At 70.9% G+C, this 17,829-nt stretch carries 2 protein-coding genes; both read left to right on the plus strand.

All coding sequences use genetic code 11. The annotated features are described in order from the left end of the window. Nucleotides 1-32: 32 nt before the first annotated feature. Nucleotides 33-6,953 carry an amino acid adenylation domain-containing protein gene (locus tag ACFYOY_RS48330; RefSeq protein ID WP_388594443.1) on the plus strand — a complete coding sequence of 2,307 codons (6,921 nt, stop codon included), beginning with the start codon at nucleotides 33-35 and terminating at the stop codon, nucleotides 6,951-6,953. Then, nucleotides 6,950-17,829 (plus strand): amino acid adenylation domain-containing protein (locus ACFYOY_RS48335; protein ID WP_388594445.1); only part of this gene is annotated, 10,880 nt, incomplete at its 3' end. The genes ACFYOY_RS48330 and ACFYOY_RS48335, both read left to right, overlap by 4 nt.

Here is a 17,829-nt window from a genome sequence, read left to right on the forward strand (position 1 = left end):
CGACGAAGCTCGTCAGCCGGATCCGTAGCGTCATGGACGCCGAACTGCCCATCCGGCAGCTCTTCGAGACCCCCACCGTCGCCGGCATCTCCACCACCTTGGACCGGACGTCCCTCGGCATCTCCGCCGCCCGCCCCGCCCTGACCGCGACCGCACGCCCGTCCCGCGTCCCCGTCTCGTACGCGCAAGCCCGCCTCCGCTTCCTGGACCTGCTGGGTGACGGAAGCACCGCCTACAACGCGCCCGGCGCGCTCAGGCTGACCGGACCACTGGACCGGGAGGCGCTGCGGCTGGCCCTGGAGGATGTGGTCGCCCGCCACGAGAGCCTGCGCACCGTCTTCGCCGAGGATGAAGAGGGCTTCACCCAGATCGTCCTGGAACCGTCGCACGCCGCGGTCGATCCCGGCGTGCGGACGGTGGACGAGGCCCGGCTCGCGGCCGAGCTCATGGCCGAGGCCCGGTACGTCTTCGATCTGGCCCATGAACCACCGCTGCGGGTCACCCTGTTCGAGCTGGGGCCGGACGAGCATGTACTGCTGCTGCTCCTGCACCACATCGCGGGCGACGGCTGGTCGATGCGGCCACTGGCGCGTGATGTGGCGACGGCGTACACGGCGCGCGTCGAAACGGGCGAGGCCCCGCGGTGGGAGCCGCTGCCGGTGCAGTACGCCGACTACAGCCTCTGGCAGCGGGCGGTCCTGGGACGGGAGGACGATCCCGGCAGCGAGCTCTCCCGCCAGCTCGCCTACTGGACCACCGCGCTGGCCGGCATTCCGGACGAGCTCGCGCTGCCCGCCGACCGGGCGCGCACCGACGAGCTGACGCAGCGCGGTGGCCAGGACTCCTTCCGCATCCCGGCCGAACTCCATCAGGCGCTGTACGGGCTGGCCCGTGAGACCCGCTCCAGCCTGTTCATGGTGTTGCAGGCGGGGCTCGCGGCGCTGCTGACCCGGCTCGGCGCGGGCACCGACATCCCCATCGGCACACCGATCGCCGGGCGTACCGACACGGCGGTCGAGGAACTGGTCGGGTTCTTCGCCAATACGCTGGTGCTGCGCACGGACACCTCGGGCGATCCGACGTTCAACGAGCTGATCGACCGGGTCCGGGAGCGGAGCCTGGCGGCGTACGCACACCAGGACCTGCCGTTCGAGCGGCTGGTCGAGGTGCTCAACCCGGAGCGCTCGCTCTCCCGGCACCCCCTCTTCCAGGTGTCGCTCTCGCTCCACCACACCGACCCCCGGGCCACGGTCGCCGAGGTCGCCCGGCTGCCGCGGCTCGCCGTGGAGCTGGAGCGGCTGCCGATCGAGGACACCAAGTTCGACCTCAACTTCGAGCTGACCGAGCGGTTCGACGACGCGGGCAGGCCCGCGGGAATCGCCGCCGACCTGGAGTTCAGCGCCGAACTCTTCGAGCCGGGCACGGCCCGCTCCCTCCGGGAGCGCTACCTGCGGCTGCTGGCCGCCATGGTGGGGGAACCGGACCGGCGGGTCTTCGAGGCGGAGATACTCGACGCGGCCGAGCGGACGGCCGTCCTCGAGGAGTGGAACGACATCCGGCGCCCGGGGGTGGCCGCCGTGCTGTCAAAGGTGGAACTGCCCGACGAGGTGAGCGGCACCCGGGCCTACGTACTGGACGAGACTCTCCGCCCGGTGGCTCCCGGTGTCCCCGGACAGCTGTACGTGGCGCACCGGAGCCCGGCCCCGGGCGGCGGGGACGGCACCGATACCGCCGACGCCGACCGGCCGCTCCCGTGCCCCTTCGACCACGGCAGCGCGATGCACCGCACCGGCCGGGTGGCCCGCTGGTCCCACGACGGGGAGCTGCGGCTGGTCGAGACCCCCGCCGAGCGGCCGGATGAGGCCGCCGTACCCGACCGGCGCACCGAGCCGTCCCGTGCGCCGCGCAGCCCGCGGGAACAGATCCTGTGCACTCTCTTCGCCGAGCTGCTGGGCGTCCCCGCCGTGGGCATCGACGACGACTTCTTCGCCCGCGGCGGCCATTCCCTGTCCGCCGTACGGATGCTCAGCCGCGTACGCTCGGTGCTCGGCGTGGAGATCTCGATTCGCCGGCTTTTCGAGAACCCGACCGTCGCCGGCCTGTCCGCGGTGCTCGACGAGGCGTCCGGCGCCCGGCCTCCCGTGACCCCCGCCCCGCGCCCGCCTCGCCTTCCGCTGTCGTACGCGCAGCAGCGGCTGTGGTTCCTGCACAACCTGGAGGGCCCCAGCGCCACCTACAACATCCCGGTCACCCTGCGGCTCGTCGGCACCCTGGACCGCACCGCGCTGCGCCTGGCCCTGGGTGACGTCGTCGCGCGCCATGAGAGCCTGCGCACGCTGTTCGCGCAGGAGACCGAGGAAGGGACCGGTGCGCGGCAGGTCATCCTGCCCGCCCCGCAGGCGCGACCGGAGCTGATCGAGGAGACGGTCACCCCCGAGGAACTGGACGACAGGGTGCGGGCCGCGGCCTCCCACCCGTTCGACCTCACCCGTGAACTGCCGGTCCGCGGCTGGCTGTTCACCACGCACGCCGGGGAGCGCGTCCTCGTCCTGGCGCTCCACCACATCGCGGGCGACGGCTGGTCGCTCGGCCCGCTGGCCCGCGATCTGTCCTCCGCGTACACGGCGCGCGTCGAAACGGGCGAGGCCCCGCGGTGGGAGCCGCTGCCGGTGCAGTACGCCGACTACACCCTGTGGCAGCGACAGGTGCTCGGTGCCGAGGACGACCCCGACAGCGAGATCTCACGCCAACTCGCCCACTGGAAGCAGGCGCTCGCGGATCTCCCCGCGGAACTGGAGCTGCCCACCGACCGGCCCCGGCCGCCGCGCCAGTCCCACCAGGGCGGGCGGGTCGGCTTCGAGGTCCCCGCGGAGCTTCACGCGGGTCTCGCGAACCTGGCGCGCGACACCCGGTCGAGCCTGTTCATGGTGGTGCAGGCCGCCCTGGCGACGCTGCTGACCCGGCTCGGGGCCGGCACCGACGTGCCGATCGGCAGCCCCATCGCGGGGCGCACCGACGCCGCCGTGGAGGACCTGGTCGGATTCTTCGTCAACACGCTGGTGCTGCGTACCGACACCTCCGGCAACCCCGCCTTCACTCAACTCGTCGGCCGGGTCCGCGAGACGAACCTCGGCGCCTACGCACATCAGGACCTGCCGTTCGAACGGCTCGTCGAGGTACTGAGCCCCGTTCGCTCGCTCGCCCGCCACCCCCTGTTCCAGGTGCTGCTCGGCTTCGACAACAACCAGGACGCCCTCGAAGTGCTGAGGCTGCCGGGCCTGACCATGGACGTACGGGCCCCGGAGACCGGACGCGCCAAGTTCGACCTCGCGTTCTTCTTCGACCAGACCTACGGGCCCACCGGCGAGCCGACCGGCATGCACGCGTCAGTCGAGTACAACGCCGACCTCTTCGACCGGGAGACCGCCGACGGCCTCGCCGCGCGACTGCTGCGGGTACTCGAAGGTGCCGTGGCCGACCCGGACCGCCCCATCGGGCGGCTCGACATTCTGACGCGCGCCGAAACCCGGGACATCCTGCATGAGTGGAACGGAACCCCGCACGAGGTGCCGCCGCACACCGTGCCCGTACTGTTCGAGCGGCAGACCGCCCAGGTGCCTCATGCCACCGCGCTGATCTCCGAGGACACCACCCTGTCCTACGAGGAGCTCAACGCCCGGGCCAACCGGCTGGCCCGGCTCATGGCCGCCGAGGGCATCGGCGGCGAGGACATCGTGGCCATCGCCCTGCCCCGGTCGGCGGAGATGATCGTCTCCCTGGTCGCCGTCCTCAAGACGGGCGCCGCCTACCTCACCCTCGACACCTCGGCCCCCGAGCAGCGGCTGCGCGCCATTGCCGACGACTGCGCGCCCCGCGCCCTGATCACCGACGTCGCCACCCGCCCCCTCCTGGGCACCGGACCGGCCCGCTGCCTCGTCCTGGACGACCCGGCGACCGTACGGGCGCTCGCCGATGCCCCGGACACCGATCTCACGGACGACGACCGCGCACGCCCGCTCGACCCGCGCCATCCGGCGTACATCGTCTACACCTCGGGCTCCACCGGGGCCCCCAAGGGTGTGGTGATGCCGATGGCATCGCTGATGAACCTCCTCGCCTGGCACACCGACACCTACAGCGGCGGCGTCGGCACCCGCACCGCCCAGTTCCTCGCCGTCGCCTTCGACTTCGCGGTACAGGAGATCCTCCAGGCACTGGTGGCGGGCAAAACACTCGTCCTGCCCGAGGAACACGTCCGGCGCGACGCCTACGAACTGGTCGACTGGATCGCCCGCCACGGTGTCAATGAACTGTTCGCGCCCACATTGATGATCGACGCGGTGCTCGCGGCCGCCGAGGACCGCGGCGAACCACTGGACTCGCTCACCGACATCTTCCAAGGCGGCGAGCAGTTCCGGCTCAGCGGCGAGCTCCGCCGGTTCTGCGCCGGCGACTGGCGCCACATGGCGCACAACATCTACGGCCCGGCCGAGACCCACGCGGCCACCTCCACCACGCTCCCCGAGGACACCGACGAGTGGCCCTCGTCCGCGTCCATCGGCCAGCCACTGTGGAACGCCCAGGTCCACGTGCTCGACGCACACCTGCGGCCGGTGCCGCCCGGTGTGCGCGGGGAGCTCTACATCGGCGGCGCCCAGATCGCCCGTGGCTACCTGAACCGGCCCGGCCGCACCGCGGAACGCTTCGTCGCCACTCCGTTCGGCGCCCCCGGCTCCCGTATGTACCGGACCGGTGACATCGTGTGCTGGAACCGCCTGGGGCAACTGGAGTTCCTGGGCCGCGTCGACGACCAGGTGAAGATCGGCGGTTTCCGCGTCGAACCCGGCGAGGTCGAGGCCGTGCTCGGCGACCATCCGAGCGTCGACACGGCGGTCGTCGTCACCCGCGAGGACACCCCCGGGACGACCCGGCTGGTCGCCTACGTCGTACCGGAAGGCGCCCACGACGAAGCCGACCTCGTACCCACCCTCCGCACCCACCTCGAACAGCACCTGCCGCACTACATGGTCCCGTCGGCCGTGACGGTCCTGTCCGAACTGCCCCTCACCGCCAACGGAAAGCTCGACCGGCGCGCGCTCCCCGCCCCCGCCACCGACCGCGACGGCACGGGCCGGGGCCCGCGCACCGAGCGGGAGAAGACGCTGTGCGGGCTGTTCGCCGAGGTGCTGGGGCTGGACGGGGTCGGTATCGACGAGGGCTTCTTCGACCTCGGCGGCGACAGCATCATGTCCATCCAGATGGTCGGCCGGGCGCGGCGCGCCGGACTCGAACTGTCGGTCCGCGACATCTTCGAGCACCGCACCGTGGCCGCGCTCGCCGACGTCGTCACGGAGGTGGAGGGAGCCGTCGCGGAGGAGCCGGGCGCCGGCATCGGCGAGGTGCCCCTCACCCCGATCGCGCACTGGCTGCTGCGGCGCGGCGAGGACCTGGACGGGTTCAACATGTCCGTCGTCCTCCAGACCCCCGCGACGCTGCGCCTCGACACCCTCACCCAGGCCCTCCAGGCGCTCCTCGACCACCACGACGTCCTGCGGGCCCGGCTCACCGCCGGCCCCGAACGCCGCATGGAGATACGGGAACCCGGCACGGTCGACGCCGCGCCCCTGGTGCGCCGGGTGACGGTCGACGGGCAGAACGGCCGGCAGCTCGACGAGCCCGCACTCGGCGCACTGGTACGGGCGGAGGGCGAGAGCGCCAGGGACCGGCTCGACCTGGACCGGGGCACGGTCGTACAGGCCGTGTGGTTCGACCGTGGCGCGGACACGCCGGGCCTCCTGCTCCTCCTCGTCCACCACCTGGTCGTCGACGGCGTGTCCTGGCGCATCCTGGTGCCCGACCTCGCCGAGGCCCACGAGGCCGTCGCCGCCGGCCGCACCCCCGAACTCCAGCCCGTGGGCACCTCGCTGCGCCGCTGGGCCCAGCGGCTGACCGAGGAAGCGGCGGCACCGACCTGGGTCGCCGATGCGGCCTGGTGGCAGGAAACGCTCCGCAAGGAGGACCGCGGGCTCGGCCGCCGGGCGCTGGACCCCGCCCGGGACACGACCGCGGCCGCCTGCCGGATCAGCGTCACCCTGCCGGTGAACGTCACCGAAGCCGTGCTGACCCGAGTGCCCGCCGCGTTCAACGCCGAGGCCAATGACGTTCTGCTGACCGCGTTCACCCTGGCGTGGGAACAGTGGCGCGGGGACACCGGCCTCCTCCTCGACCTGGAGGGTCACGGCCGCGAGGAACACCTCGTGCGCGGCGCCGACCTGTCCCGCACGGTCGGTTGGTTCACCAACCTCTACCCCGTGCGCCTGGAGACGGGCGCCGCCGACCTCGCCGAGGCGTTCGCGGGCGGGCGCAGCGCCGGAGACATCCTCAAACGCATCAAGGAACAGCTCAGGGCGGTGCCGGACAAGGGCATGGGCTACGGCCTCGTCCGCCACCTCAACCCCGCCACGGCCGAGGAGTTCGCCGGGCTGCGGGATCCTCAGGTCGCCTTCAACTACCTGGGGCGCTTCTCCACCGCGGCCGCCGGCCAGAACGCCGACTGGACCCCGCTCATCGGCATCGACGGCGTCGCCGGCGACCCGCCGCACCTGCCACTCGCCCACGCCCTGGAACTCAACGCCCGTACCCACGACGGACCCCAGGGATCGCAGCTCGTCGCGTACTGGAGCTGGGCCGGGGGGATCCTCGACGAGGACGAGGTCCGTGAACTGGCCGACCTGTGGTTCCGGGCACTCCAAGCTCTCGTGGCCCACGCCGAGAATCCCGAAGCGGGCGGGCTCACCCCCTCCGACGTCTCCCTGTCCTCGATCACCCAGGACGAGATCGAGGCGTTCGAGGACGACCTCGGCGACCTTTTCGACGACATGCCGGACGACGAAGAGCCGGCCGCATACGACGACGTACACGCTCCTGAAGACGAAGAAGAGGCCCGAAAGTGAGTCGCACCCCGCGGAAGATCGAGGACATCCTGCCGCTGGCCCCGCTCCACGAGGGCCTGCTCTTCCACAGCGTTTACGACCAGGGCGAACTCGACCCCTACGTCGTCCAGGCGGCCTTCGACATCGAGGGCCCGCTGGACACCGCCACCCTGCGCACCGCCGCCGAGGCCCTTCTGGCCCGCCACGCCACCCTGCGCGCCGCCTTCCGCCAGCGCAAGAACGGCGACTGGGCGCAAGTGGTGATGCGCACCGTGCCGCTGCCCTGGACCGAGACCGACCTGACCGCGCTGCCCGAGGACGAGCGGACCGCGGCCGCGGCCGAGGCGATGGCCGCCGACCGGAGTACCCGGATCGACGTGACCCGGCCCCCGCTGCTGCGCTTCACGCTCCTGCGGCTCGGCGCCTCGCTCCACCGCCTGGTGCTGACCAACCACCACCTGGTGCTGGACGGCTGGTCGCTGCCCGTCCTCATGGGCGAACTGTGTGCGCTCTACGACGCCCACGGCGACGACGGCGCCATGCCCCGCGTACGCCCCTACCGCGACTACCTCGGCTGGCTGGCGGCACAGGACCGCGAGGCGGCCCGCACCGCCTGGCACGAGGCATTCGCCGACCTCGCCGAACCCAGCCCGATGGCGCCCGGAATCGCCCGCACCACGGTCGCGTCCGCCGAGGTCCTCGCCTCCTTCTCCCGGTCCGACACCGCCGCCCTCACCGAGATCGCCCGCAGCCGCGGCGTCACCCTCAACACCGTCGTACAGACCGCCTGGGCGATCACCCTCGGCCGGCACACCGGACGCGACGACATCGTCTTCGGCACCACCGTCTCCGGGCGCCCGCCGCAGATCGACGGCGTCGAACGGATGGTGGGCCTCTTCATCAACACCCTGCCCACCCGGATCCGGCTGCGAGCCGCCGAACCGTTCGCCGAACTCCTCACCCGTGTCCAGGGCGAGCAGACCCGCCTCACCCCGCACCAGCACCTCGAACTCGCCGAGATCCAGCGCGTGGTGGGCCATGGCGAGCTCTTCGACACCTCCATGGTGTTCCAGAACTATCCCGTCGACCGCGCCACCACCGCCGACGAGGGCATCGCCGCTGCCGTCCGACTCGTCCCCGCCAAGGACCGCGAAGCCACCCACTACCCGCTGATGCTGGTCGGGTCCGCACGCGACACCATGCTGTTCAGGCTCAACTACCGGCCCGATATCTTCGACGAAACCGTCGCCCAGCGCATCCTGGACCGCTTTGTGCGGATCCTGCACGCCCTCGTCGCCGAGCCCGAGCTGCCTGTCGGCCGCATCGATGTGCTGGACGAGGCCGAGGCGCGGTCGGTGCTGTGGGATTGGAATGACACGGCGTGTGAGGTGCCGGGTCGTTCGGTGGTGGAGTTGTTCGAGGAGCGGGTGGCGCGGACGCCGGATGCGGTGGCGGTGGTCGCGGGGGGTGGGTCGCTGTCGTATCGCGAGTTGGATGCTCGTGCTGGGCGTTTGGCGCGGTTGCTGGTCGATCGTGGGGTGGGTCCGGAGTGTTTTGTTGCGGTGGCGTTGCCGAGGTCGGTGGATCTCGTGGTGGCGTTGCTGGCGGTGTGGAAGGCGGGGGCGGCGTATCTTCCGCTGGACACCGAGTACCCGGCCGACCGGCTGGCGTACATGCTGCAGGACGCCGCACCGGCTCTCGTCCTCACCACGGGTGAGCTGACCGGTGTGCTGCCGGATGTGGGTGTTCCGCGTGTGCTGCTGGATGCGCCCGAGACCGCCGAGGAGCTTTCCCGGACGGCGGGGGAGGGGCGGATCGCTTCTCGGACGCTGTCGCATGCGGCGTATGTGATCTATACGTCGGGGTCGACGGGGCGGCCTAAGGGTGTGGTGGTGCCGCAGGGGCCGTTGGCGAACTTTGCGGTGTCGATGGCCGGGCGGTTCGGGCTTTCCGGCGGGGACCGTTTGCTGGCGGTGACCACGGTGGGCTTCGACATCGCGGGGCTGGAGTTGTTCGTGCCCCTGCTGTCCGGCGCTGCGGTGGTGGTGGTCGAGCGGGATGTGGTGCGCGACCCCGCGGCGTTGTGCGCGCTGGTGTCGGCCGAGCGGGTGTCGGTGATGCAGGCGACGCCGAGTCTGTGGCGGGCGGTGCTGGCCGAGGACGCATCGGTGCTGACGGGTGTGCGGGTGTTGGTGGGCGGCGAGGCGTTGCCCGCCGATCTGGCGGTGGCGTTGGCCGAGCGGGCCGAGTCGGTGACGAACATGTATGGCCCGACGGAGACCACGATCTGGTCGACGGCGTGGCCGGTCACATCGGAGGCGGCGGGTGCGCCGCGCATCGGGCGGCCGATCGCCAATACCCGGGTGTATGTGCTGGACGCGGGGTTGCGACCGGTGCCGGCCGGGGTGCCGGGTGAGCTGTATATCGCGGGTCAGGGTGTGGTCCGTGGATATCACGGGCGATCGGGGCTGACGTCCGAGCGGTTCGTCGCCGATCCGTTCGACCGCACCGGCGGTGGCCGGATGTATCGCACGGGTGACCTGGTGCGGTGGACGGCCGAGGGCGAGCTGGAGTATCTGTCCCGGGTCGACGACCAGGTCAAGCTGCGTGGCTTCCGGATCGAGCTGGGCGAGATCGAGACGGTGCTGGCCGGGCATGACGGCGTGGCCCAGGCCGCCGTCCTCGTGCGCGAGGACCGGCCCGGCGACAAGCGGCTGGTCGCCTATCTCGTCCCGGCGGCGGATGGTGGCGTGCCGAGCGGCGCCGATCTGCGCCGGCATATGGCCGCGCGGCTCCCCGACTACATGGTGCCCTCCGCGTTCACGACGCTGGACGCCTTCCCGCTGACGCCGAACGGCAAGCTGGACCGGCGCGCCCTGCCCGCGCCCGACTACGGACCGGGCTCGACGGGCGGCCGGGCCCCGCGCTCGCCGCGCGAGGAGATCCTGTGCGGTCTCTTCGCCGAGGTGCTGGGCCTGGAGTCGGTCACCATCGACGACGACTTCTTCGGCCTCGGCGGCCATTCGCTGCTGGCCACGAAGCTGGTCAGCCGGATCCGCTCGGTCCTGGACGTCGAACTGGCGGTGCGGCGGGTCTTCGAGGCCCCCACCGTCGCCGAGCTCGCGACCGTGCTGGACGCGTCCGCCGCGGTGCGCTCGCCGCTCCGGGCGGTGGAGCCGCGCCCGGCGCGGCTGCCGCTGTCGCTGGCCCAGCAGCGGTTGTGGTTCCTCCATCAGTTCGAGGGGCCGAGTGCCACGTACAACATTCCGGTGGCGCTGCGGCTCAGCGGTGAGCTGGACGAGCGCGCGTTGCGGCTGGCCCTGGGCGATGTGGTGGCACGGCACGAGAGCGTGCGCACGCTGTTCGCCGAGGACGCCGACGGCCCGTACCAGGTGGTCCGGGACGCTGAACCGGTCGGGCTCACCGTGGTACGGACCGACGAGACCCGGCTGCGCACCGAACTCCTCGGCGCGGCCCGCCACGCCTTCGACCTTCGCTCGGAAGGACCGCTGCGGGTTTGGCTGTTCGAGCTGGGCGACGACGCGTACGTACTGCTGGTCGTCGCGCATCACATCGCGAGCGACGCATGGTCGATGGGCCCGCTGGCTCGCGATCTGACCGGTGCGTACGCGGCGCGGGTCGGCTCCGGCGGGGCTCCCGGCTGGGAGCCGCTGCCGGTCCAGTACGCGGACTACAGCATATGGCAGCGCGAGGTGCTCGGCGCCGAGGACGACCCCGACAGTGAGATCACCCGCCAACTGTCCTATTGGAAGGCCGCGTTGGCCGACCTTCCGGAAGAGCTGCCGCTGCCGTTCGACCGCCCCCGTCCGGCGGCCGCCACCTACCAGGGCGACTCCGTCACCCTCGACCTCGCTCCGGAACTGCGCGAGAAGCTGACGCGGATCGCCCGTGAGCGCCGGGCCAGCCTGTTCATGGTGGTGCAGGCGGCGCTGTCCACGCTGCTCACGCGCCTGGGCGCGGGGACGGACATCCCCCTCGGCACCCCCGTGGCCGGCCGCACCGATGACGCGCTGGACGACCTGGTCGGCTTCTTCGTGAACACGCTGGTGCTGCGGACGGACACCTCCGGTGACCCGACGTTCACGGAGCTGATCGAACGGGTGCGGGCGCGGGATCTGGAGGCGTACGCGTACCAGGACCTGCCCTTCGAGCGGCTGGTCGAGGTGGTCAATCCTGAGCGTTCGCTGTCTCGGCATCCGCTCTTCCAGACGATGCTCACACTGAACAACACCGAGCAGGGCGCGGAGACCGCGGTGGCCTCGCTGCCGGGTCTGACCGTGGCGAACGAGCCGGTGGCCGTGGGCGGGGCCAAGGTCGACCTGTCCTTCCGGCTGGGTGAGCGGCGGGGTGATGGTGGGGACGGGGGTGTGGTGCTGGAGGGGGCTCTGGACTTCAGCACCGACATGTTCGACCGGGCCACGGCTGAGCGCATCGCGGAGCGTTTCGTGCGTGTCCTGACCGAGCTCGCCGAGGACCCCGACCGCCGGATCGGCGAGGTGGAGCTGCTGTCCGCGGCGGAGCGGGACCGGGTGCTGGTCGAGTGGAATGGCGAGTCGCGGGATGTGCGGGGTGTTTCGTTGCCCGTGCTGTTCGCGGAGCAGGTGGCGCGGACGCCGGATGCGGTGGCGGTGGTGTGTGACGGACGTGAGCTGTCGTACGCGGAGTTGGACGCGTGGTCGAACCGGGTGGCTCGGTGGTTGGCGGGGCAAGGGGTCGGGGCCGGGCGGTTTGTGGGTGTGGTGTTGCCGCGGTCGGTGGAGTTGGTGGTGGCGCTGCTGGGGGTGGTGAAGGCGGGTGGCGCGTATGTGCCGGTGGATCCGGAGTATCCGGCGGAGCGCAAGGCCCACATCCTGGGCGATGCGCGGCCAGTGCTGGTGATCGATGAGGCCACGGATCTCGCGGCGGCCGATGCCTACGCGGATGACCCGGTGGAAGAGGTGCGGGAGCTGTCGCATCCGGCGTATGTGATCTATACGTCGGGTTCGACGGGGCGTCCTAAGGGTGTGGTGGTCGAGCATCGTTCGGTGGGCGCGTATCTGGAGCGGGCGCGGGAGATGTATCCGGATGCGTCGGGTGCGGCGTTGCTGCATTCGTCGGTGGCGTTCGACCTGACGGTGACGGCGTTGTACACCCCGCTGGTGAGTGGTGGCCGGGTGGTGCTGGCGGATCTCGATGAGCGGGTGGCCGGTCTCGGTCAGCCGTCGTTTATGAAGGTCACCCCCTCCCACCTGGGGCTGTTGGAAGAGCTGCCCGAGGAGGTGTCGCCGTCGGGGACGTTGATCACCGGTGGTGAGGCGCTGGTCGGGGAGGCGCTGGCGTCGTGGCGGGCCGTGCATCCGGGTGTGGCGGTGGTCAATGCGTATGGTCCGACGGAGGCGACGGTCAACTGCACCGACTTCCGGATCGAACCGGGGCAGGTGGTTGCCGGTGGTGCGGTGCCGATCGGGCGGCCGTTCTGGAACACGCGGGCGTATGTGCTGGACGCGGGGCTGCGTCCGGTGCCACCGGGAGTGGCGGGTGAGCTGTACATCGCGGGAGTGGTGTTGGCGCGCGGCTACTTGGGGCGTGCGGATCTGACCGCCGAGCGCTTTACCGCCGATCCTTACGGCCCTGTGGGCGCGCGGATGTATCGCACGGGTGATGTGGCGCGCTGGAACGCCGATGGCCAGCTGGTGTACGTGGGCCGGGTGGATGACCAGGTCAAGGTGCGGGGCTTCCGCATTGAGCTGGGGGAGATCCAGGCCGTGCTGCGTGGTCATCCCGAGGTGGCTCAGGCCGCGGTGATCGTGCGGGAGGACCGGGCCGGCGACCAGCGGCTGGTCGCCTATGTGGTGGCGGATTCCCACGTTTCCGATGCGGCCCTGCGGGAGCACGCCGCCGGGTTGCTGCCGGACTACATGGTGCCTTCGGCGTTTGTCACCCTCTCCGCGCTACCGCTGACGCCGAACGGGAAGCTGGACCGGCGTGCGCTGCCCGCGCCCGACTACGGTTCGCAGACCGCCACCGGCCGGGTGCCGCGTTCGCCGCGCGAGGAGATCCTGTGTGGTCTGTTCGCCGAGGTGCTGGGCGTGGAGTCGGTCACCATCGATGACGACTTCTTCCGTCTCGGCGGCCACTCCCTGCTGGCCACGCGGCTGGTCAGCCGGATCCGTAGCGTCATGGACGCGGAGCTGCCCATCCGGCAGCTCTTCGAGACGCCCACGGTCGCGGGTATCTCCACCGCTCTCGCCACGGATGGTGTGCGCCGCCGCGTGACCGTGGCCGATCCGCGCCCGGAGCGGATCCCGTTGTCGTATGCCCAGCAGCGGCTGTGGTTCCTCAACCAGTTCGAGGGCCCCAGCGCCACGTACAACGCCCCGGTCGCGCTGCGGCTGACCGGTCACCTGGACCGGGAGGCGTTGCGGCTGGCCCTGGGCGATGTGGTCGCCCGCCACGAGAGCCTGCGCACCGTCTTCACCGAGGACGCCGACGGTTCCCGGCAGATCGTCCTGCCCGCCGACGAGGTCCGTACGGAGCTTCCGGTGGTGGAGACCGACGAGTGGCGGCTGGACGAGGACCTGGCCGCCGCGGCGGCCCGTCCCTTCGACCTCGCGGCCGAAACCCCGTTCCGGGCCGTTCTGTTCGCGGTCGCGGAGGACGAATATGTGCTGCTCGCCCTGACCCACCACATTGTCAGCGACGCGTGGTCGCGCGCCCCGCTGGCGCGTGACGTGGCGGCGGCGTACGCGGCCCGTGTCACCACCGGCGAGGCTCCCGTGCGTGAGCCACTGCCGGTCCAGTACGCCGACTACAGCCTCTGGCAGCGCGATGTCCTCGGCGACGAGTCCGACCCGGACAGTGAGATCTCGCGGCAGCTCGGCTACTGGACCTCCGCGCTGGCGGGCCTTCCCGATCAGATGGAGCTGCCGTACGACCGTCCGCGGCCGTCCGTCGCCACCTACCGCGGAGACCGCGTCCCCTTCCAGGTCTCCCCGGAGCTGTACGCGCGGATCAGCGAGGTGGCCGGGGAGGCGCAGGCCAGCCCCTTCATGGTGCTTCAGGCAGCCCTGGCCGCCCTCCTCACGCGGCTGGGCGCGGGCACGGATATCGCCATCGGCACACCGATCGCCGGCCGTACCGACACCTCGCTCGACGACCTGGTCGGCGTCTTCCTGAACACACTGGTGCTGCGCACGGACACCTCGGGGAATCCGAGCTTCACCGCACTCCTCCACCGTGTCCGTGAGACGAACCTCAGTGCCTACGCCCATCAGGACCTGCCCTTCGAGCGGCTGGTCGAGGTGCTCAACCCGGAGCGTTCGCTCGCCCGCCACCCGCTCTTCCAGGTGATGCTGACCCTCAACAACACGGACTACCAGGGGGCATTGGACTCGCTGGACGGCCTTCCGGGGCTCACCGCCGACCGACAGCAGGTCGAGACGTCAGTGGCCAAGTTCGACCTCGCCTTCGGCTTCACCGAGAGCCATGGCGCGGACGGGCAGGTGCGTGCGCTCAACGGTGTCCTGGAGTTCAGCACCGACCTGTTCGACCGCATGACGGCCCATACGCTCACCGAGCGACTCCTCCGGCTCCTGACCGAGGCCGTGGCCGAGCCGACCGCCCCTGTGTCCCGTGTCGATGTGCTGGACGAGGCCGAGGCGCGGTCGGTGCTGTGGGATTGGAATGACACGGCGTGTGAGGTGCCGGGTCGTTCGGTGGTGGAGTTGTTCGAGGAGCGGGTGGCGCGGACGCCGGATGCGGTGGCGGTGGTCGCGGGGGGTGGGTCGCTGTCGTATCGCGAGTTGGATGCTCGTGCTGGGCGTTTGGCGCGGTTGCTGGTCGATCGTGGGGTGGGTCCGGAGTGTTTTGTTGCGGTGGCGTTGCCGAGGTCGGTGGATCTCGTGGTGGCGTTGCTGGCGGTGTGGAAGGCGGGGGCGGCGTATCTTCCGCTGGACACCGAGTACCCGGCCGACCGGCTGGCGTACATGCTGCAGGACGCCGCACCGGCCCTCGTCCTCACCACGGGTGAGCTGACCGGTGTGCTGCCGGATGTGGATGTGCCCTGTGTGCTGCTGGATGCGCCTCCGGTCGTGGAGCAGCTTGCCCGGGTAGGGACTGCGGAGCGGTCGGCCACGGCTCCTGGCACTTCCGCGTATGTGATCTATACGTCGGGGTCGACCGGGCGGCCTAAGGGTGTGGTGGTGCCGCAGGGGCCGTTGGTGAATTTCCTGGTGTCGATGGCCGGGCGGTTCCAGCTCGCGGGCGAGGACCGTTTGCTGGCGGTGACCACGGTGGGCTTCGACATCGCGGGGCTGGAGTTGTTCGTGCCCCTGCTGTCCGGCGCTGCGGTGGTGGTGGTCGAGCGGGATGTGGTGCGCGACCCCGCGGCGTTGTGCGCGCTGGTGTCGGCCGAGCGGGTGTCGGTGATGCAGGCGACGCCGAGTCTGTGGCGGGCGGTGCTGGCCGAGGACCCGGCCGTGTTGAGCGGTGTGCGGGTGCTGGTGGGTGGCGAGGCGTTGCCCGCTGACCTGGCGGTGGCGCTGGCCGGTCGGGCTGAGTCGGTGACCAATCTGTACGGTCCGACGGAGACCACGATCTGGTCGACGGCGTGGCCGGTCACATCGGAGGCGGCGGGTGCGCCGCGCATCGGGCGGCCGATCGCCAATACCCGGGTGTATGTGCTGGACGCGGGGTTGCGACCGGTGCCGGTCGGCGTGCCGGGTGAGCTGTACATCGCCGGAGCGGGTGTGGTGCGGGGCTATCACGGGCGTTCCGCCCTGACCTCGGAACGCTTCGTCGCCGACCCGTTCGGTGGTTCGGCGGGTGGGCGGATGTATCGCACCGGTGATGTGGCGCGGTGGACCGCCGATGGTGAGCTGGAGTATCTGTCGCGGGTCGATGACCAGGTCAAGCTGCGCGGTTTCCGGATCGAGCTGGGCGAGATCGAGGCGGTGCTGGCCGGGCACGACCAGGTCGGGCAGGCCGCTGTCCTGGTGCGTGAGGACCGGCCCGGTGACAAGCGCCTTGTGGCCTATGTCGTCCCGGAGACGGCGGACACTGGCGTGATCAGCGCTGACGTGCGCGAACACGTCGCGGCCCAGTTGCCTGGCTATATGGTGCCGTCCGCGTTCGTCACCCTTGATGCCTTCCCGCTGACGGCGAACGGCAAGCTGAACCGCCGTGCCCTGCCCGCGCCCGACTACGGCCCGGAGGGCACAGGAGGCCGTGCTGCGCGCTCGCCGCGCGAGGAGATCCTGTGCGGTCTGTTCGCCGAGGTCCTGGGCGTGGAGACCGTCACGATCGATGACGACTTCTTCCACCTCGGCGGCCACTCCCTGCTCGCGACCAAGCTGGTCAGCCGGATTCGTACCGTTCTGGACACCGAACTGGCCGTCCGCCGCGTCTTCGAGGCGCCGACCGTTGCCGAGCTTGCGGCTGTCTTGGATGCGTCGGCGGTGGTGCGGTCTGCGGTGCGGGCGGTGGTGCCGCGTCCGGCGCGGTTGCCGTTGTCGCTGGCGCAGCAGCGCCTGTGGTTCCTGCACCAGTTCGAGGGTCCCAGCGCGACGTACAACATTCCGGTGGCGTTGCGGCTGAAGGGCGTTCTGGATGAGGGTGCGTTGCGGTCGGCGCTGGATGATGTGGTGGCTCGGCATGAGAGCCTGCGCACCCTGTTCGCCGAGGACGCCGACGGCCCGTACCAAACGGTCCTGGACACCGCGGAAGTAGAACTGACGGTGGCCGCGACCCACAGCGAAGCGATCCACGAAACACTGAGCCACGCGATACGGACTGCCTTCGACCTCACGAACGACCTGCCGTTGCGCGCCTGGCTGTTCCAGCTCGGCGATGACGAGCAGGTGCTGCTGCTCGTGGCGCACCACATCGCGAGTGACGCCTGGTCGATGGGCCCGCTGGCCCGTGATCTGACGGCGGCGTACGCGACCCGTGTCACCACCGGTGACGCTCCTGGGTGGGAGCCGCTGCCGGTGCAGTACGCGGACTACAGCATCTGGCAGCGCGAGATGCTGGGTGCGGAGGACGACGCCGACAGCGAGATCAACCGGCAGCTGGCCTACTGGAAGGAGGCGTTGGCGGACCTCCCGGAGGAGCTGTCGCTGCCCTTCGACCGGCCGCGGCCGGCGACTTCCTCGTACGAGGGCGACCGGATCACCTTCGAGATACCGTCCGGCCTTTACGAAGGGCTGACGCGGGTCGCCCGCGAGCGTCGGGCCAGCCTCTTCATGGTGGTGCAGACGGCGCTGTCGACGCTGCTGACGCGGCTGGGCGCGGGCACGGACATCCCGCTGGGCACAGCCATCGCCGGACGCACGGATGACGCGCTGGACGACCTGGTCGGCTTCTTCGTGAACACCCTGGTGCTCCGAACGGACACCTCGGGCGATCCCACATTCGCCGAACTGCTCGACCGCGTCCGCGGTAAGGACCTTGAGACGTATGCCTATCAGGATCTGCCGTTCGAGCGGTTGGTGGAGGTGGTCAATCCTGAGCGGTCGCTGTCGCGGCATCCCCTGTTCCAGACGATGTTGACGTTGAACAACACGGAGCAGGGCGGGGCGTCGGCTGTTGCTTCGTTGCCGGGTTTGTCGGTGGCGGGTGAGCCGGTGGCGGTGGGTGCGGCGAAGTTCGATCTGTCGTTCCGGCTTGCGGAGCGTCGTGGTGAGGCGGACGGGGGTGTGGTGCTGGAGGGGGCGTTGGACTTCAGCACGGATCTGTTCGACCGGGCCACGGCGCAGAGCATCACGGAGCGTTTCGTCCGTGTTCTGAGCGCGCTCGCTGAGGACCCCGACCGCCGCATCGGTGATGTGGAGTTGCTGTCCGCGGTGGAGCGGGAGCGGGTGCTGGTCGGGTGGAATGGTGAGTCGCGGGGTGTGCGGGG

This window comes from Streptomyces sp. NPDC007875, assembly GCF_042868035.1.
Lineage (GTDB): Bacteria > Actinomycetota > Actinomycetes > Streptomycetales > Streptomycetaceae > Streptomyces > Streptomyces antimycoticus.